Origin of the sequence: Arthrobacter burdickii (assembly GCF_030433645.1) — a bacterium.
In the GTDB taxonomy this organism is placed as follows: domain Bacteria; phylum Actinomycetota; class Actinomycetes; order Actinomycetales; family Micrococcaceae; genus Arthrobacter_D; species Arthrobacter_D burdickii.
In genome coordinates, this window is sequence record NZ_JAROCG010000002.1 from 782,760 (window position 1) to 796,753 (window position 13,994).

General features: G+C 69.9%; 13 protein-coding genes and 1 pseudogene. 10 read left to right on the forward strand and 4 right to left on the reverse strand.

Annotated features, from left to right (window positions below; genetic code table 11):
* Positions 1-336 precede the first annotated feature (336 nt).
* From infC to P5G52_RS18085, 4 genes are all read left to right on the forward strand, one after another.
* Positions 337-1,437, forward strand: coding sequence for a translation initiation factor IF-3 (gene infC / locus P5G52_RS18070; RefSeq protein ID WP_435868721.1), 1,101 nt, complete (start codon positions 337-339; stop codon positions 1,435-1,437).
* Between the two features lie 104 nt (positions 1,438-1,541).
* Positions 1,542-1,736 carry a 50S ribosomal protein L35 gene (rpmI, locus tag P5G52_RS18075; protein ID WP_133082241.1) on the forward strand — a complete coding sequence of 65 codons (195 nt, stop codon included), beginning with the start codon at positions 1,542-1,544 and terminating at the stop codon, positions 1,734-1,736.
* A 92-nt stretch (positions 1,737-1,828) separates the two neighbouring features.
* Entirely contained in the window at positions 1,829-2,218 is a 390-nt protein-coding gene (gene rplT, locus P5G52_RS18080; protein ID WP_301230091.1) for a 50S ribosomal protein L20, read from the forward strand.
* Between the two features lie 45 nt (positions 2,219-2,263).
* A complete protein-coding gene (locus tag P5G52_RS18085; RefSeq protein WP_301230093.1) occupies positions 2,264-3,217 on the forward strand; it encodes a TrmH family RNA methyltransferase in 954 nt (317 codons plus the stop codon).
* Here P5G52_RS18085 and P5G52_RS18090 read toward each other — a convergent pair.
* Entirely contained in the window at positions 3,197-4,444 is a 1,248-nt protein-coding gene (locus P5G52_RS18090; RefSeq protein ID WP_301230096.1) for an MFS transporter, read from the reverse strand. The genes P5G52_RS18085 and P5G52_RS18090 overlap by 21 nt on opposite strands.
* A 209-nt stretch (positions 4,445-4,653) precedes the next feature.
* On the opposite strand from P5G52_RS18090, the gene P5G52_RS18095 reads away from it, so the two are divergent.
* From P5G52_RS18095 to P5G52_RS18105, 3 genes are all read left to right on the forward strand, one after another.
* Positions 4,654-5,937: a glutamate--cysteine ligase gene (locus P5G52_RS18095; RefSeq protein ID WP_301230098.1), complete on the forward strand. Its 1,284-nt coding sequence runs from the start codon at positions 4,654-4,656 to the stop codon at positions 5,935-5,937.
* A 79-nt stretch (positions 5,938-6,016) separates the two neighbouring features.
* A complete protein-coding gene (locus P5G52_RS18100) occupies positions 6,017-6,262 on the forward strand; it encodes a hypothetical protein (protein ID WP_301230100.1) in 246 nt (81 codons plus the stop codon).
* A 40-nt stretch (positions 6,263-6,302) separates the two neighbouring features.
* Positions 6,303-6,776: a (deoxy)nucleoside triphosphate pyrophosphohydrolase gene (locus P5G52_RS18105; protein WP_301230102.1), complete on the forward strand. Its 474-nt coding sequence runs from the start codon at positions 6,303-6,305 to the stop codon at positions 6,774-6,776.
* On the opposite strand, the pseudogene P5G52_RS18110 reads toward P5G52_RS18105, so the two are convergent.
* Together P5G52_RS18110 and P5G52_RS18115 are read right to left on the reverse strand one after the other, a co-directional pair.
* Positions 6,773-7,776, reverse strand: a pseudogene (locus P5G52_RS18110) (IS481 family transposase). The gene P5G52_RS18105 and the pseudogene P5G52_RS18110 overlap by 4 nt on opposite strands.
* A gap of 118 nt (positions 7,777-7,894) precedes the next feature.
* Complete coding sequence (locus tag P5G52_RS18115; protein WP_301230104.1) at positions 7,895-8,941, reverse strand: Rv2578c family radical SAM protein; 1,047 nt, start codon at positions 8,939-8,941, stop codon at positions 7,895-7,897.
* Positions 8,942-9,008: 67 nt separating this feature from the next.
* On the opposite strand from P5G52_RS18115, the gene pcp reads away from it, so the two are divergent.
* A complete protein-coding gene (pcp, locus tag P5G52_RS18120; RefSeq protein ID WP_301230106.1) occupies positions 9,009-9,647 on the forward strand; it encodes a pyroglutamyl-peptidase I in 639 nt (212 codons plus the stop codon).
* 4 nt (positions 9,648-9,651) lie between these two features.
* Here pcp and P5G52_RS18125 read toward each other — a convergent pair whose 3' ends face one another.
* Complete coding sequence (locus P5G52_RS18125; RefSeq protein WP_301230108.1) at positions 9,652-10,116, reverse strand: eCIS core domain-containing protein; 465 nt, start codon at positions 10,114-10,116, stop codon at positions 9,652-9,654.
* Between the two features lie 193 nt (positions 10,117-10,309).
* Between P5G52_RS18125 and pheS the strand changes: the two genes are divergently transcribed.
* On the forward strand, positions 10,310-11,392 hold the full coding sequence (gene pheS, locus P5G52_RS18130) for a phenylalanine--tRNA ligase subunit alpha (protein WP_301230110.1): 1,083 nt from the start codon (positions 10,310-10,312) through the stop codon (positions 11,390-11,392).
* On the forward strand, positions 11,393-13,936 hold the full coding sequence (gene pheT / locus P5G52_RS18135) for a phenylalanine--tRNA ligase subunit beta (protein WP_301230112.1): 2,544 nt from the start codon (positions 11,393-11,395) through the stop codon (positions 13,934-13,936).
* Positions 13,937-13,994 lie beyond the last annotated feature (58 nt).

Here is a 13,994-nt window from a genome sequence, read left to right on the forward strand (position 1 = left end):
TAAGCTTGGCATAGACCAACCGGTCGCTGTTACTTGCTGTGCTCCTTCGAGGAGCCGGAGGCAACGGGCCGGGATGCAAGCGGAGTCCTCTCCCACCCGCGTTTGCCTGGTGCAGCCCTCGGCCGCATTGCAGGTAGCCGGGTCACCTGGTCGGTCCTGCGGACGATCGCGCGGGAAGCCTACGCTTCCGCCGACCGCCCTGAACCGGCTGCCGAGGCCTTCGATTGCGCATGCAATGGGAGGCCTTCTTTCGTTTGCAGGCGGTTCCGGTTTGAGAATCCACAGGAGTCACACATTAGCGAGCCAAGAATCAACGATCGTATCCGCGTTCCCGAGGTGCGGTTGGTCGGACCTGCCGGCGAACAGGTAGGAATCGTCCGTATCGAGGACGCGCTCCGACTTGCCGCCGAGTCCGACCTGGATCTTGTCGAGGTAGCACCGCAGGCAAAGCCTCCGGTGGCCAAGCTCATGGATTTTGGTAAGTACAAGTACGAAGCGGCCGTCAAGGCCCGCGAGGCGCGGAAGAACCAGACCAACACGGTCCTGAAGGAAATCCGGTTCCGCCTCAAGATCGACACCCATGACTACGAGACCAAGCGCGGGCACGCGATGCGCTTCCTCGGTGCTGGTGACAAGGTCAAGGCCATGATCCAGTTCCGCGGTCGCGAGCAGCAGCGTCCGGAGATGGGCATCCGCCTGCTCCAGAAGTTCGCGGAGGATGTCGCAGAGGTCGGTGTGGTCGAGTCGTCGCCGCGTATCGACGGCCGCAACATGGTCATGGTCATCGGTCCGACCAAGAACAAGGCCGAAGCGAAGGCGGAGGCGCGCCGGGAAACGCAGCGGGCCGAGGCAAAGGCTGCCAACGAGGCCGTGAAGGCCGGTGGAGAGGTCAAGCGCATCGACACCTCCCGGGCGAGCACTGCCCCGCTGACCCAGTCCCTCGCGGACCTGCTGCCGGAGGGCTACTCGATCACGAGCGAGCCCGAGACTGCCGCGCCGGAGGCTCCCGTCCAGGAAGCACCCGCCGCCGCGGACGTTCCGGAGGCACCCGTCGCGGAGCCCACGGTTGTTCCGCAGGCCACGGAAGCCCCGGCCGCCGCTCCGGCACCGAAGGCTGCTCCTGCGCGGACCTCGTCGGCTCCGGCCCGGACCTCGTCGGCTCCGCGGTCGACGGCCTCACGGCCTGCGGCCGAGCGTCCCGCTGCGTCGCGACCGGCACAGCAGGCGCCGCGGCCGGCGACGGCTGCACCGGCACCACGTCCCGCAGCGGCGCCGGTCCCGAGGCCGGCAGCAGCGGCACCGAAGCCGTCCGCAGCCCCCATGCCTTCGGCCATGCCCAAGCCTGGAGCGCCGAAACCGTCGGCGACGCCCAAGCCTGCCGGCAGGACGGCGCCCAAGAGCCCGACCAGCCGTCCGAAGCCCGGAACCGAGGACTAGGGCCTCGGCCCTGTCTTCACGGGCACGTTCGAACACCAGCAGGCACCTTCGGGTGCCGAACTCCGGGTGCATCCGCCCCGGCTATCAAAAGGAGATCGGTCCCCATGCCGAAGATGAAGACCCACAGCGGCGCCAAGAAGCGCTTCAAGCTGACCGGTAGCGGCAAGCTCAAGCGCCAGCAGGCCAACCGCCGCCACTACCTCGAGCACAAGTCCTCGACCGTGACGCGCCGCCTCGCGAGCGACCAGATCGTCTCGAAGGCCGACACCAAGGTCATCAAGAAGATGCTGGGCGTCTAACCACCAATCCACCCCCTCGGGAAAGCGCACGCACCTCCGGTGCGACGCTGCGGCTGCGGCCGTGACCGAAGAAGAACAAAAGGAGTACGCACGTGGCACGTGTGAAGCGGGCAGTCAATGCCCACAAGAAGCGCCGGGTCATCCTCGAGCGCGCCAAGGGTTACCGCGGTCAGCGTTCGCGCCTGTACCGCAAGGCGAAGGAGCAGCTGCTCCACTCGTTCGTCTACAGCTACGGCGACCGCCGCAAGCGCAAGGGTGACTTCCGTCGCCTCTGGATCCAGCGCATCAACGCTGCATCCCGCGCCAACGGCCTGACCTACAACCGCCTGATCCAGGGCCTCAAGGCCGCCGAGATCCAGGTCGACCGCCGTATGCTCGCGGACCTTGCCGTCACCGATGGTGCTGCCTTCGCGGCCCTCGTCCAGATCGCCAAGGATTCCCTGCCGGCCGACACGTCGGCTCCCCTCAAGGCCTCGGCCTAGGACCATCGGACGCTGCGGGCCCTCCGGCCCGCGCACCGGTACATGATGAGCGCACACGGACGCCCCCAGGCGCCACTGATGTCCAACACCCAGGCTGACCGGGTGAAGGAGGTGGCACGCCTGGCCGGGCGTCCGTCGCGTTTAAGGCGCCGGGAGTTCCTGGCCGAGGGGCCGCAGGCGGTGCGGGAGGCCGTGCGACTGCACCTCGACCGGCAGGACGCGGGCAGGGACGGCGTCGTCGTCGACGTGTATGCGACGGCGGAGGCCCTCGAACGGCACACCGATATCGCGGCTCTCCTCGACCGCGAGGACGCCCCCTCCCTCCGGCGGGTGACCCCCGACGTGCTGGCGGCGATGTCGTCGACGGTCACTCCCCAGGGCTTCGTGGCGGTCTGCAGGTTCGTGGACGTCCCGGTCGAGGACGTGCTCGCCGCAGGGCCGCGTCTCGTCGCCGTGCTGGTCGAGGTCCGTGACCCGGGCAATGCCGGCACCATCATCCGCGCCGCCGATTCGGCCGGAGCGGGCGCGGTCATCCTGACGGGTGCCAGCGTCGACCCCTACAACCCGAAGACCGTGCGGTCCACCGTCGGTTCGCTGTTCCACCTCCCCCTCGTGATCGCGGTCGAGCTGGACGGGCTGATCGACCGGCTGCGGGAGGCAGGGCTGACGGTCCTGGCGGCCGACGGTTACGGCGCGACGAACCTCGACGACCTGCAGGACGCCAGCGCGGCCCGCAGGTTCGGTTCGGGGGACGACGACGGCCCGGATGAGTCCGGGAGCGGATCGGACGAGGGCGCTGCCGGACCGTCGGTGAGCGCAGTACGGCTCGAGGACGCCGGCGCCTGGCTCTTCGGCAACGAGGCGCAGGGGCTCCCCGCCGAGGTGACCGCCGGCGCCGACGCGCGCGTGGCCGTCCCCATCTACGGAAGCGCCGAATCCCTGAACGTCGGGACGGCCGCCACGGTGTGCCTCTACGCCTCAGCCCGCGCGCAGCGCTGAGGCCACGTCGCCGGCGACAGCCCGGCCCTGGCCCCGGCGGTCCAGCCACCCGCTGAGGACGGCGACGCCGAGTCCGAGCACGGCGAGCACTGCTCCTACCAGCGCCGGCGCGGTGAAACCCCAGCCAGCGGCGATGACGGCACCTCCGAGGGCCGCGCCCAGGGCGTTCGCGATGTTCAGCGCGGAGTGGTTCAGCGAGGACGCGAGCGACGGTGCGCCGGGTGACACGTCGAGCAGGCGCGCCTGCAGGGGCGGGATGAGCGTCGATCCGGTCGCGCCGACCAGGAACACGAAGAGGCATGCGCTCCACGGCCTGGTGGCGGCGAGGGGGAACAACAGCAGCACGGCCGCGATCATCGCCATCACGGCGTAGATGCTTCCCATAATGGATTTGTCCGCCAGCCGTCCCCCCAGGACGTTGCCGACCACCATGCCCACCCCGCACAGCGCGACGACGAGCGGCAGGACCGCCGCGTCCGCGCCCGCCACCTCCGTCATGACGGGCGCGATGTACGAGTAGACGGCGAAGAACCCGCCGAAGCCCACGATGCCGATGAGCAGGGTCATCCAGAGCTGCGGGCGCCGCAGGGCTCCGAGCTCGCCCCGGATGCTCGCACCGGGCCGCACGGGAACAACCGGCACCAGGGTCCTGATGAGGACGAGGGTGCCGGCCCCGATCAGCCCCACGAGCAGGAACATCCAACGCCAGCCGAACTGCTGGCCCAGCCAGGTGGCGAACGGGACGCCGACCACATTGGCGATACTGAGTCCGAGCATGACCATCGAGATCGCCCGGCCGCGCTTCGCGGGGTCGGCGAGGGACGCCGCGATCACCGCGGCGACGCCGAAGTAGGCGCCGTGCGGCAGACCGGACAGGAACCGCGATGCGAGCATCCAGCCGAAGCCCGAGGCGAAGAAGGACGACAGGTTAGCGAGCGTGATGACCAGCATGAGGGCCAGGGCCACCGTGCGCTGGGGCTTCTTCGCACCCAGCGTCGCGAGGACCGGTGCTCCCACGACGACTCCCAGCGCGTAGGCGGAGATGACGTGGCCGCCCTGCGCGTAGTCCACGCCCAGGTCCGCGCGCATCTCCTCGAGCAGGCCCATGATGGTGAATTCCGTGGTCCCGATCGCAAAGCCGCCCACGGCGAGGGCGCCGATGGCCAGGGCCAGCCGCCGGCCTGCAAGGCGCTGGAGCGGAACGGACGGGCGAGCGGTGGAAGTCATGAGTGTCCTAGCGGCGGGATCGGTCGGGGACGGGGATCGGTCGCCGGAGCACCCTGCAGCGGGCGGAACGGGACGGCGACGCGGACGACGTCGTCGCCTTCCAGCCTAGGCGATGACCCGATCGCGCCCCGAAATGCAACCAGCAAGAATGACCGGCGGAGTTTGCGCCTATGATGATCAGCCCACTTACGGTTGATGGACGACGTTGGTTGAGCAGCGGCCAGTCGATTCTTCTGCTCAGGAGTTCCCCCCATGGAATCAACCGTCCGGCCCGCAACGTCGCGCGCAGCGGCAGCACGCCCATCGACCAGCGCGGTGGCGTCATGAGGACCTTCGGCGTGGAGGAGGAGTTCCTCCTCGTGGACGCCGAGACCGGGTATCCCGTGCCGCTGGGCCAGGAGGCCTTCGGCCAGTGCACGGATGATCGCCTCACCTGCGAGATCAAGCAGGAGCAGATCGAGACGGGCACGCGGCCACATACCGACGTCAACGACCTCGCGCTGGACATCGCGCGGTGCCGAGCCCTCGCCGACTCAGCCGCCCTGCGGGTCGGAGCCCGGGCGGCCGCCCTGGCGACGTCGCCCCAGCCCGCAGCTCCGCAGGCCTCGCCCGGCAGCAGGTACGAGGAGATGCAGGACAGGTTCGCCCTGACCGCCAGCGAGCAGCTGACGTGCGGCTGCCACGTCCACGTCGGCGTCGAGGACGACGACGAGGGGGTGGCGGTACTCGATCGCATCCGCGCCTGGCTGCCGGTCCTGCTCGCGCTCTCGAGCAATTCGCCCTATTGGAACGGTACGGACACCGGATATGCCAGCTACCGGTCGCAGGCCTGGAGCCGCTGGCCCATGGCCGGCCCGTGCGACGTGTTCGGAACGGCCGAGCGCTACCACGCCACGGTCAGCGGCCTCCTGGATACCGCAGTTCCGGTGGATCTCGGCCAGATCTACTTCGATGCGCGCCTGAGCCACCACCACCCGACCGTGGAGGTGCGCGTCAGCGATGTGTGCCTGTACTCGGACGACGCCGTCCTGATAGCACTCCTGACCCGCGGGCTCGTCGAGACCGCGGCTCGCGAGTGGCGTGCGGGCGTGGCGCCGCTCGCCGTGCCGACCGCCACCGTGCGCATGGCGTCGTGGCGGGCGGGCAGGTTCGGCATGGACGGCAAGCTGCTGCATCCGCTGGACGCCAGGCCGCAGGATGCGGCATCGGTTGCCCTCGCCCTCCTGCGGTACATCCGGCCGGCCCTGCAGGACCACGGCGACGCGGAGATCGCCGAGTCCCTGCTGCGCCAGCTCCTGGCCCGTGGCACGGGATCGAGGCGCCAGCGCGCCGCCCTGCTCCGCAGGGGGGACCTGGGCGACGTCGTCTCGGAAGCGGTCCGGGTGACCAACCTGGCACGCGGGGGGATCGCCGAACACCACGAGGTAGCACGCCGCCCCGCACGCCGGAGCCTCGTGAAGACGGGTGGCTGGGGCCGCGCGTCGTCCTCCTGAGCAGATGTGCGACCGTCAAGGGCGCACGCAGGCGGGCCGAAGGCTGGAACAACGCACCACCGGATGATTGGATCGAACCATGGGCTGGACACCGCATTCATTTCAATTGCCGCAGAGCGAGCACCTGCGGGAGGACATCAACCTGCCGCAGGAGCCCGAGGCCGAGAGCGCTGCGGAATTCTCGGAGGAGACCTACACCTCGACGGAACTCAACGCAGGGCAGCAGGTCCCCGGACTGAGTCCCCACGGCGAGTACCGGCGCGGGGACAACCCGGAACACCAGACGGCCGCGGGCGGCAAACTCGCCTCGCCCGAAGAGAGCTGACGGCACCGAGGGAGGGCGACGGCGTCGATAGACTCGGCGGGTGACGAAACCAGCACCGGACCAGCTCCGCCAGATCGTCGGCGGAGCCGTCGTCGACTCCCTCGACCATCCGACCCGCCTGCTCGTGGCGCGGCGGACGGCACCGCCGCAGTTCGCCGGGATGTGGGAGTTCCCCGGCGGGAAGGTCGAGGCGGGGGAGACCTGCGAGACCGCCCTGCGGCGTGAACTCGAGGAGGAGCTCGGGATCCAGGCACGCCTCGGCGAGGAGATCCCCGGTCCGGGTGCACAGGGCTGGCCGCTCAATGAAGCGGCCGCGATGCGTGTCTGGTTCGTGGAGGCATCCGCCGGCGACGCAGCGCCGCTGCAGGACCACGACGAACTGCGATGGGTCCCGTTACACCCCGCCCAGGAGCTGGATGCCCTGCCCTGGATTCCCGCCGACCGACCCATCCTCGTCGCGCTGAGAGCCAGGACGGGACTGCAGGTCCAAACCGGCGAAGGAAGCCTGCGCTAGATGTACTGCCCAGGGAGGTTGGTTAGCCGGGTGATGGGTGGTTTGCCTCCGATGGCGGTGTGGGGCCTGTGGTGATTGTATTCGTGGAGCCATGCCGGTAGTGCTGCCCTGCGGGCTGATTCGCTGGGGTAGTGGCGGCTGAACGCCCACCCGTCGGCGAGGGTGCGGTGGAAGCGCTCGATTTTCCCGTTGGTCTGCGGCCGGTACGGCTGGGTCTTCTTGACTTTGATGCCGAGGCTGGCGCAGGTCTCGCGCCAGAGACGCGATTTGTAGGCTGAGCCGTTGTCGGAGAGGACCCGGTGGACGGTGATCCCGCGGTCGGCGAACCAGGACACGGCCCGGCGCAGGACACCGATAGCGGTGGTGGCTGTCTCATCGTCGTGGATCTCGGCGTACGCGACGCGGGAGTGATCATCGATGACGGTGTGCACGAATGCGGTGCCCATGATTGTGCCGCGGTATTTGTTACGGGGCTTGCCCGGGGTGCCGGCCCTGTTCCGGCCGCCCTGGTGCCGACCGACGTACCGCCAGCCGCCGCCGTCGGGGATGTTGCCGAGTTTCTTCACATCGACGTGGATCAGGTCCCCGGGCCGCTCGTGCTCGTAGCGGCGGATGACATCACCGGTGCGGACTGTTAGCGAGCACGGACGTGGTGCAGCCGGTTGAGCCGGCAGCGGGTGAGGACGGCGTGGACCGTGGACGCCGGCACCCCCAGACGAGCGCCGATCCCGACCGGTCCGAGGCGTTTCTTCCAGCGCAGATGCGCGATCTTCCGCACCAGGACCGGCGGTGTTCTCGTGGGGCTGTGGTGCGGGCGCGAGGTGCGGTCCTGCATGCCCTCCCGGCCCATCGCCGCGTACCGGTCGGCCCACCGTTTGGCGGTCGGCCAGGACACGTGGAAGAACACGGCAGCGTGAGCGACGGGCCACCCGTCGTCGACGATGAGCTTTGCGATCCGCAGCCGTTGAATCGGAGTCAGAGCAGCATTAGCGTGAGACACGAGGACCTCCTGATCGATACCGGACCCTAGACAGCTCCACTCTCGATCGGAGGTCCTCCTCGCGTCCAGAACCTACAACGCGTCCTCACACATCAACCAACGTCCCTGGGTAGTACAGCTAGAACAGCGACGTCTGGACGGCTCGGGACGCAGCGGCCGGCGCCAGTGGAACCGGCTCGTGCCCGCCGCCCGGGGACAGATTGCGGAAGAAGCCGGCGCCCGCCGCGAGTCCGTGCTTCCGGCGGAAGATCCGGATCCTGCCCGAGAGCCAGTCCCGGTATTCCTTGGACGCGTAGCTCCCGCCGCGGTAGAGCGCCTCGTACTTCGGGACGAGGTGGGGATGGTGGGCGGCGAGCCACTGCAGGAACCACTCGCGCGAGCCCGGCCTCAGGTGCAGGGGGCCGGCTGTCACGCCGGTGGCTCCAGCGGCGGCCAGCTCGCCGAACAGCCGGTCGAGCGATTCGTCGCCGTCCGTGAGCCAGGGCAGGATCGGCATGGCCATCACGCCGCACGGGAGTCCTGCCTCGCGCAGCCGTGAGATCAGGGCGAGCCGGGCCCGCGGGGTGGGGGTGCCCGGTTCGATCGCTTCGGCGAGGACCGGATCCACGAGTGCGAGCGAGATGCCCATCCCGATCCCCACCGACTTCGCAGCGGCCTTCAGCAGCGGGATGTCGCGGGCGAGGAGGGTGCCCTTCGTCAGGATGGAGAAGGGCGTGCCGGAGTCGGCCAGGGCCGAGATGATGCCCGGCATCAGCGTGTACCGGCCCTCTGCGCGCTGATAGGGATCGGTATTGGTCCCGAGGGCCACATGCTCGCGCGACCAGGACGGGCGGGCCAGTTCCCGGCGGAGCACCTCCGCCGCGTTGATCTTCACGACGAGCTGCGCATCGAAATCCAGCCCGGTGTCGAGGTTGAGGTAGCTGTGCGTCTTCCGGGCGAAGCAGTACACACAGGCATGGGAGCAGCCCCGGAAGGGGTTGATCGTCCAGGAGAACGGCATCGACGACGTGGGCGGCACCCTGTTGAGGACTGACTTCGCGGTCACCTCGTGGAAGGTGATCCCGGCGAACTCCGGGGTCCGGACCGTCCGCACCAACCCCGCAAGGGGCAGCAGGGCGGACTCGGCTCCGCCGTCGTCCCTGATCTTCTGGCCTTCCCACCGCATACCGCAATTAGAACACGCGTACTAATACCGAGTCACGGAGCATCGACGGCACGCCTAGGCTCGGAGCATGATCCTGCTGACAGGCTTCGAACCCTTCGGGGGAGAACCCACCAATCCGTCCTGGTCCGCAGCCCGGCGGGCCGCCGAGCTCCTGACCGAGCAAGGGTACGAGGCAGTGGCTGTCGAGCTGCCCTGTGTCTTCGGCTCGAGTATCGAGGTGCTCGAAGGCGCCCTCGAGCGGGTCCGGCCGGGGATCGTGCTGTGCGTGGGGCAGGCCGGCGGGCGCGAACGGATCTCCCTCGAACGCGTCGCCATCAATGTGGACGACGCACGGATCCCCGATAACGCCGGCCGGCAGCCCATCGACGAGCCCGTCGTCCAGGGCGGGCCGGCCGCCTACTTCTCCACCCTTCCCATCAAGGCGTGCCGTGAGGCCGTCGTGCGCCTCGGCGTACCCGTCGAGGTGTCGCAGACGGCAGGCACCTATGTCTGCAACCACGTCTTCTACGGCCTCATGGACCTCCTCGCGACCCAACCGGGTACCCGTGGCGGCTTCATCCACGTGCCGTACTCGACGGAACAGGGTGAGGCTAACCGGCAGCCGGGGCTCGCCATCGAGGACATGGCGATCGCCCTCGCGGCCATAGCGACCACCACCGCGGGCAGGACGTCCGACCTGCGGGTTCCTGCCGGCGCGGAGCACTGACGCGTTAGGAGCGCCGCCCCTTCCGGGTGGAGAGGACGGCGCCGAGTGCTGCCACGACCGGCCGGAGCGGCTGCTCACGGTACCCGCCGTCGGACAGCCCCGCCCTCCGCTCGAAGGGGTTGCGCGACGCCGGGTCCCCGGTCCGCAGGAGGGAGTATGCCGCGGCCAGCAGGTACGCGGGAAGGAACGGCAGACCGAGGAACGCCGCGTACTGGCGTGCATGGCGCGCCTCGTGCTCCAGCAGGCGGGTGAACCCCGCGGGGGCGCCCTGCGGCACGTGTCCCCGCAGCAGCACCACGCTGCCCACCGTGAAGGCGCGGGCTTTCGGCAGCCGGCCCCGGTACCCCTCGGCGAGCAGGACCCCGGAGGGGCCGGCCGACACGCGGCAGCCGGTCAGGGCGGCCAGGGCGAGTCCGCACGGCGTCGACAGGTTGATCCAGTTCAGGAACGGCACGAGCCTGCGATTCATGCCGTCATCGTACGGCGACGCCGCCCGGCCCGTCCCGCGGACCGACAGGCCCCGGTCGTGGTGGAGCGCCGCCGAACCCGTCGCCTAGACTTGATCCGCCGGTGCGCCACGCTGCGACCCGGCGTTTTCCTGTCCACGGTGCGGCGTGCACGCCGCCCGCCGCACATCCGAGAGTGCAAGGTAAGCAATCCCCATGTCCGAAACCCCAGAGCAGGCCGGGCCCGGCAGCCCCGATGCCCAGGTCCCCGATCCGCTGGACGCCTCGTCGGTCGCCGCTGCCGTCGACGCCGCGCTCGCGGACATCGCAGCCGCAGCCGACCTCGACGCGCTCAAGGCGGTCCGGATCGCGCACACCGGCGAGAAGTCACCGCTGAGCCTCGCGAACCGGGGGATCGGTGCGCTCCCGAAGGAGCAGAAGTCCGCCGCCGGCAAGAACATCGGGCCGGCCCGCGGCCGGATCAGCCAGGCCCTCGCCGCCCGGACCACCGAACTCGAAGCCGAGCGCGACGCCCGGATCCTCGTCGAGGAAGCCGTCGACGTCACGGCCGCCCCCCGCCGTCGCCGGGCCGGAGCACGGCACCCGCTGTCCACCCTGCAGGAGCGCGTCAGCGACGTCTTCGTCGGCATGGGCTGGGAGATCGCCGAGGGCCCCGAGCTCGAGTCGGAATGGTTCAACTTCGACGCGCTCAACTTCAAGCCGGACCACCCCGCCCGCGAGATGCAGGACACCTTCTTCGTGGAGCCTCCCGAAGCCCACCTCGTGCTCCGGACCCACACGTCGCCCGTGCAGGTCCGCTCCATGCTCGAGCGCGACCTGCCGATCTACGTGCTATGCCCGGGGAAGGTGTTCCGTACCGACGAGCTCGACGCGACCCACACCCCGGTGTTCCACCAGTTCGAGGGCCTCGCCATCGACAAGGGACTCACCATGGCCGACCTCGTGGGCACCCTCGAGCACTTCACGCGGCAGCTCTTCGGCGACGAGGCGAAGGTCCGCCTGCGCCCCAACTACTTCCCCTTCACGGAGCCGAGCGCCGAGCTCGACATCTGGCACCCGGGCGCCAAGGGCGGCCCCCGCTGGATCGAGTGGGGCGGCTGCGGCATGGTCAACCCGAACGTCCTGCGCGCCACGGGGATCGATCCGGACGTCTACTCCGGGTTCGCCTTCGGCATGGGGATCGAGCGGGCACTCATGTTCCGCAACGAGGTCAGCGACATGAGGGACATGATCGAGGGCGATGTACGTTTCAGCGAACACTTCGGGATGGAGATCTAGGTGAGAATCCCACTGTCCTGGCTGCGCGAGTACGCAGCCGTGCCTGCGGATGCGACCGCGGAAGACGTGATGGCCGAGCTCGTGAAAGTGGGCCTGGAGGAGGAGGACGTCCATCGTCCCACCGATGAGCTGAAGGGCCCTGTCGTCGTCGGCCAGGTCCTCAGCCTCGTCAAGGAGCCGCAGTCCAACGGCAAGACCATCAACTGGTGCGAGGTCCGGGTGGTGCCCGAGGGCGAAGTGCAGACCCTCACCGGCGACGGCATCGACCCCTCGGGCGTGCAGGGCATCGTGTGCGGCGCCCACAACTTCGTCGAGGGCGACAAGGTCGTCGTGACCCTGCCCGGCGCCGTGCTGCCCGGCGACTTCCGGATCAGCCCGCGCAAGACCTACGGCCACGTCTCCGCCGGCATGATCGCGTCGGTGCGCGAACTCGGCATCGGCGACGACCACGACGGCATCCTCGTGCTCTCGACCCTCGGGCTGGACCCCGAGGTCGGCACCGACGCCATGGAGCTCCTCGGCCTGTACGACGAGGCCGCGGAGATCAACGTGACGCCCGACCGCGGGTACTGCTTCTCCATCCGCGGTGTGGCACGCGAATACGCCCACGCCACCGGCACGGACTTCACCGACCCCGCAGGCGCCGTCGTCGTGCCGCAGGCGAAGGACGCCGGCTACCCGGTGCGCCTCGAGGACTCCGCACCGATCTACGGCCGGCCCGGCTGCGACAGGTTCGTCGCCCGCACCGTCCGCGGCGTCGACCCGTCGCGGCCGACCCCGCCGTGGATGTCGGCGCGCCTCCGTCTCGCCGGGATCCGCTCCATCTCCCTCGTGGTGGACATCTCGAACTACGTGATGCTCGAACTCGGCCAGCCGCTGCACTTCTACGACCTCGACCGGCTGTCGGGCGACATCGTGGTGCGCCGCGCCGCCGCCGGGGAGAAGCTGCGGACACTCGACGACCGCGAGCGCACGCTCGACGCCGAGGACCTGCTCATCACGGACGCGTCGGGGCCCATCGGCATCGCCGGCGTCATGGGTGGGGCCGCCACGGAGGTCTCGGACGGGACGCGGAACGTCCTGATCGAGTCCGCCCACTTCGAGGAAGTGGGCATCGGCCGCTCCCGCCGCCGCCATCGGCTGCCCTCGGAGGCCTCCAAGCGCTTCGAGCGCGGCGTGGACTGGAACGTCGCGGACGTCGCCGCGCAGCGCGCCGTCGAACTCCTCCTCGACCTCGCCGGCGGCACCGCCGACGACGCCGTCACCGACGTCGGACAGGCACCGGCACCGCGCGTCATCGACCTCGCGTCCGATTTCCCGGCCCGCCTGATCGGACGCGATTTCACGGACGAGCAGATCCGCGGAACCCTTACCGACCTCGGTGCGACCGTGGACACCGTCGACGGCGGCTACCGCGTCACGGCACCGAGCTGGCGCACCGACCTCGAGACGCGCGAGGACCTCTCCGAGGAGATCATCCGGCTCGTCGGGTACGACACGATCCCCTCGACCCTGCCCGTCGCCCCTCCCGGACGCGGCCTGACGCGCCTCCAGCAGCAGCGGCGGCGCCTGCTGAACGCGCTCGCCGGGGCAGGACTGACGGAGGTCCTCTCCTACCCGTTCGTCAGCGCACACGCGAACGCCGTCTTCGGCACGCCGGACGAGGGCGCCCCCGCGGCCTCGGTCAAGCTCGCGAATCCGCTCAGCGCGGAGCTCGGCTACCTGCGCCGGTCGATCCTCCCCGGCCTCGTGGAGCTCGCGAAGCGCAACTCCTCGCGCGGCTTCCGCGACCTGGCCCTGTTCGAGGCGGGTGCGGTGTTCCTGCCTGGCGCAGCCATGGGGACGGAGTCCATCCCGCCGCTGGGCATCCGGCCCGACGACGAGGTCCTCGACGCGCTGTACGCGGGCATCCCCGACCAGCCGCTGACCATCGCGGCGCTGTTCACCGGCCACGAGACGACGCCGTCGGCCGGCGTCGTTCCCCGCTCCTGGGACTGGGCCGACGCCATCGACGTCGTCCAGCTCATGGGGCGGATCACCGGCGTCGACGTCGTCGTACGGCAGGGGAGCCACCAGGCGTTCCACCCGGGACGCACCGCGGAGTTCTCGCTGCGCAGCGGCGAGGTGCTCGGCTACGCGGGTGAGCTCCACCCGAAGCTGATCGCCGCGCAGGACCTGCCGGCCCGCACGGTGGCCCTCGAGATCAACGCGGACCTCCTGTTCGATGCCGCTGCCGACGTGATCGTCGCCCGGCCGCTGTCCACCTATCCGCCGGCCACCCAGGACGTGGCGCTGGTCGTGGAGTCCGGCGTGGTGGCGGGGGATGTGCTCGAGACGCTCCGCGAGGGCGCAGGGGAGCTCCTCGAGGACGTCAGCCTGTTCGACGTGTACACGGGACAAGGCATCGGCGAAGGGCGGAAGTCGCTGGCCTTCGCCCTGCGCTTCCGCGCCCCGGACCGCACCCTCACCGCGGACGAGGCGAGCGCGGCACGCGATGCCGCGGTCGCCCTGGCGGCCGAACGGTTCGGCGCCGTCCAGCGCTGACCGCAGCGGTGAAGACCCGGCCGGAAAAAGACCCGGCCGGAGAAAGACCCGGCCGGAG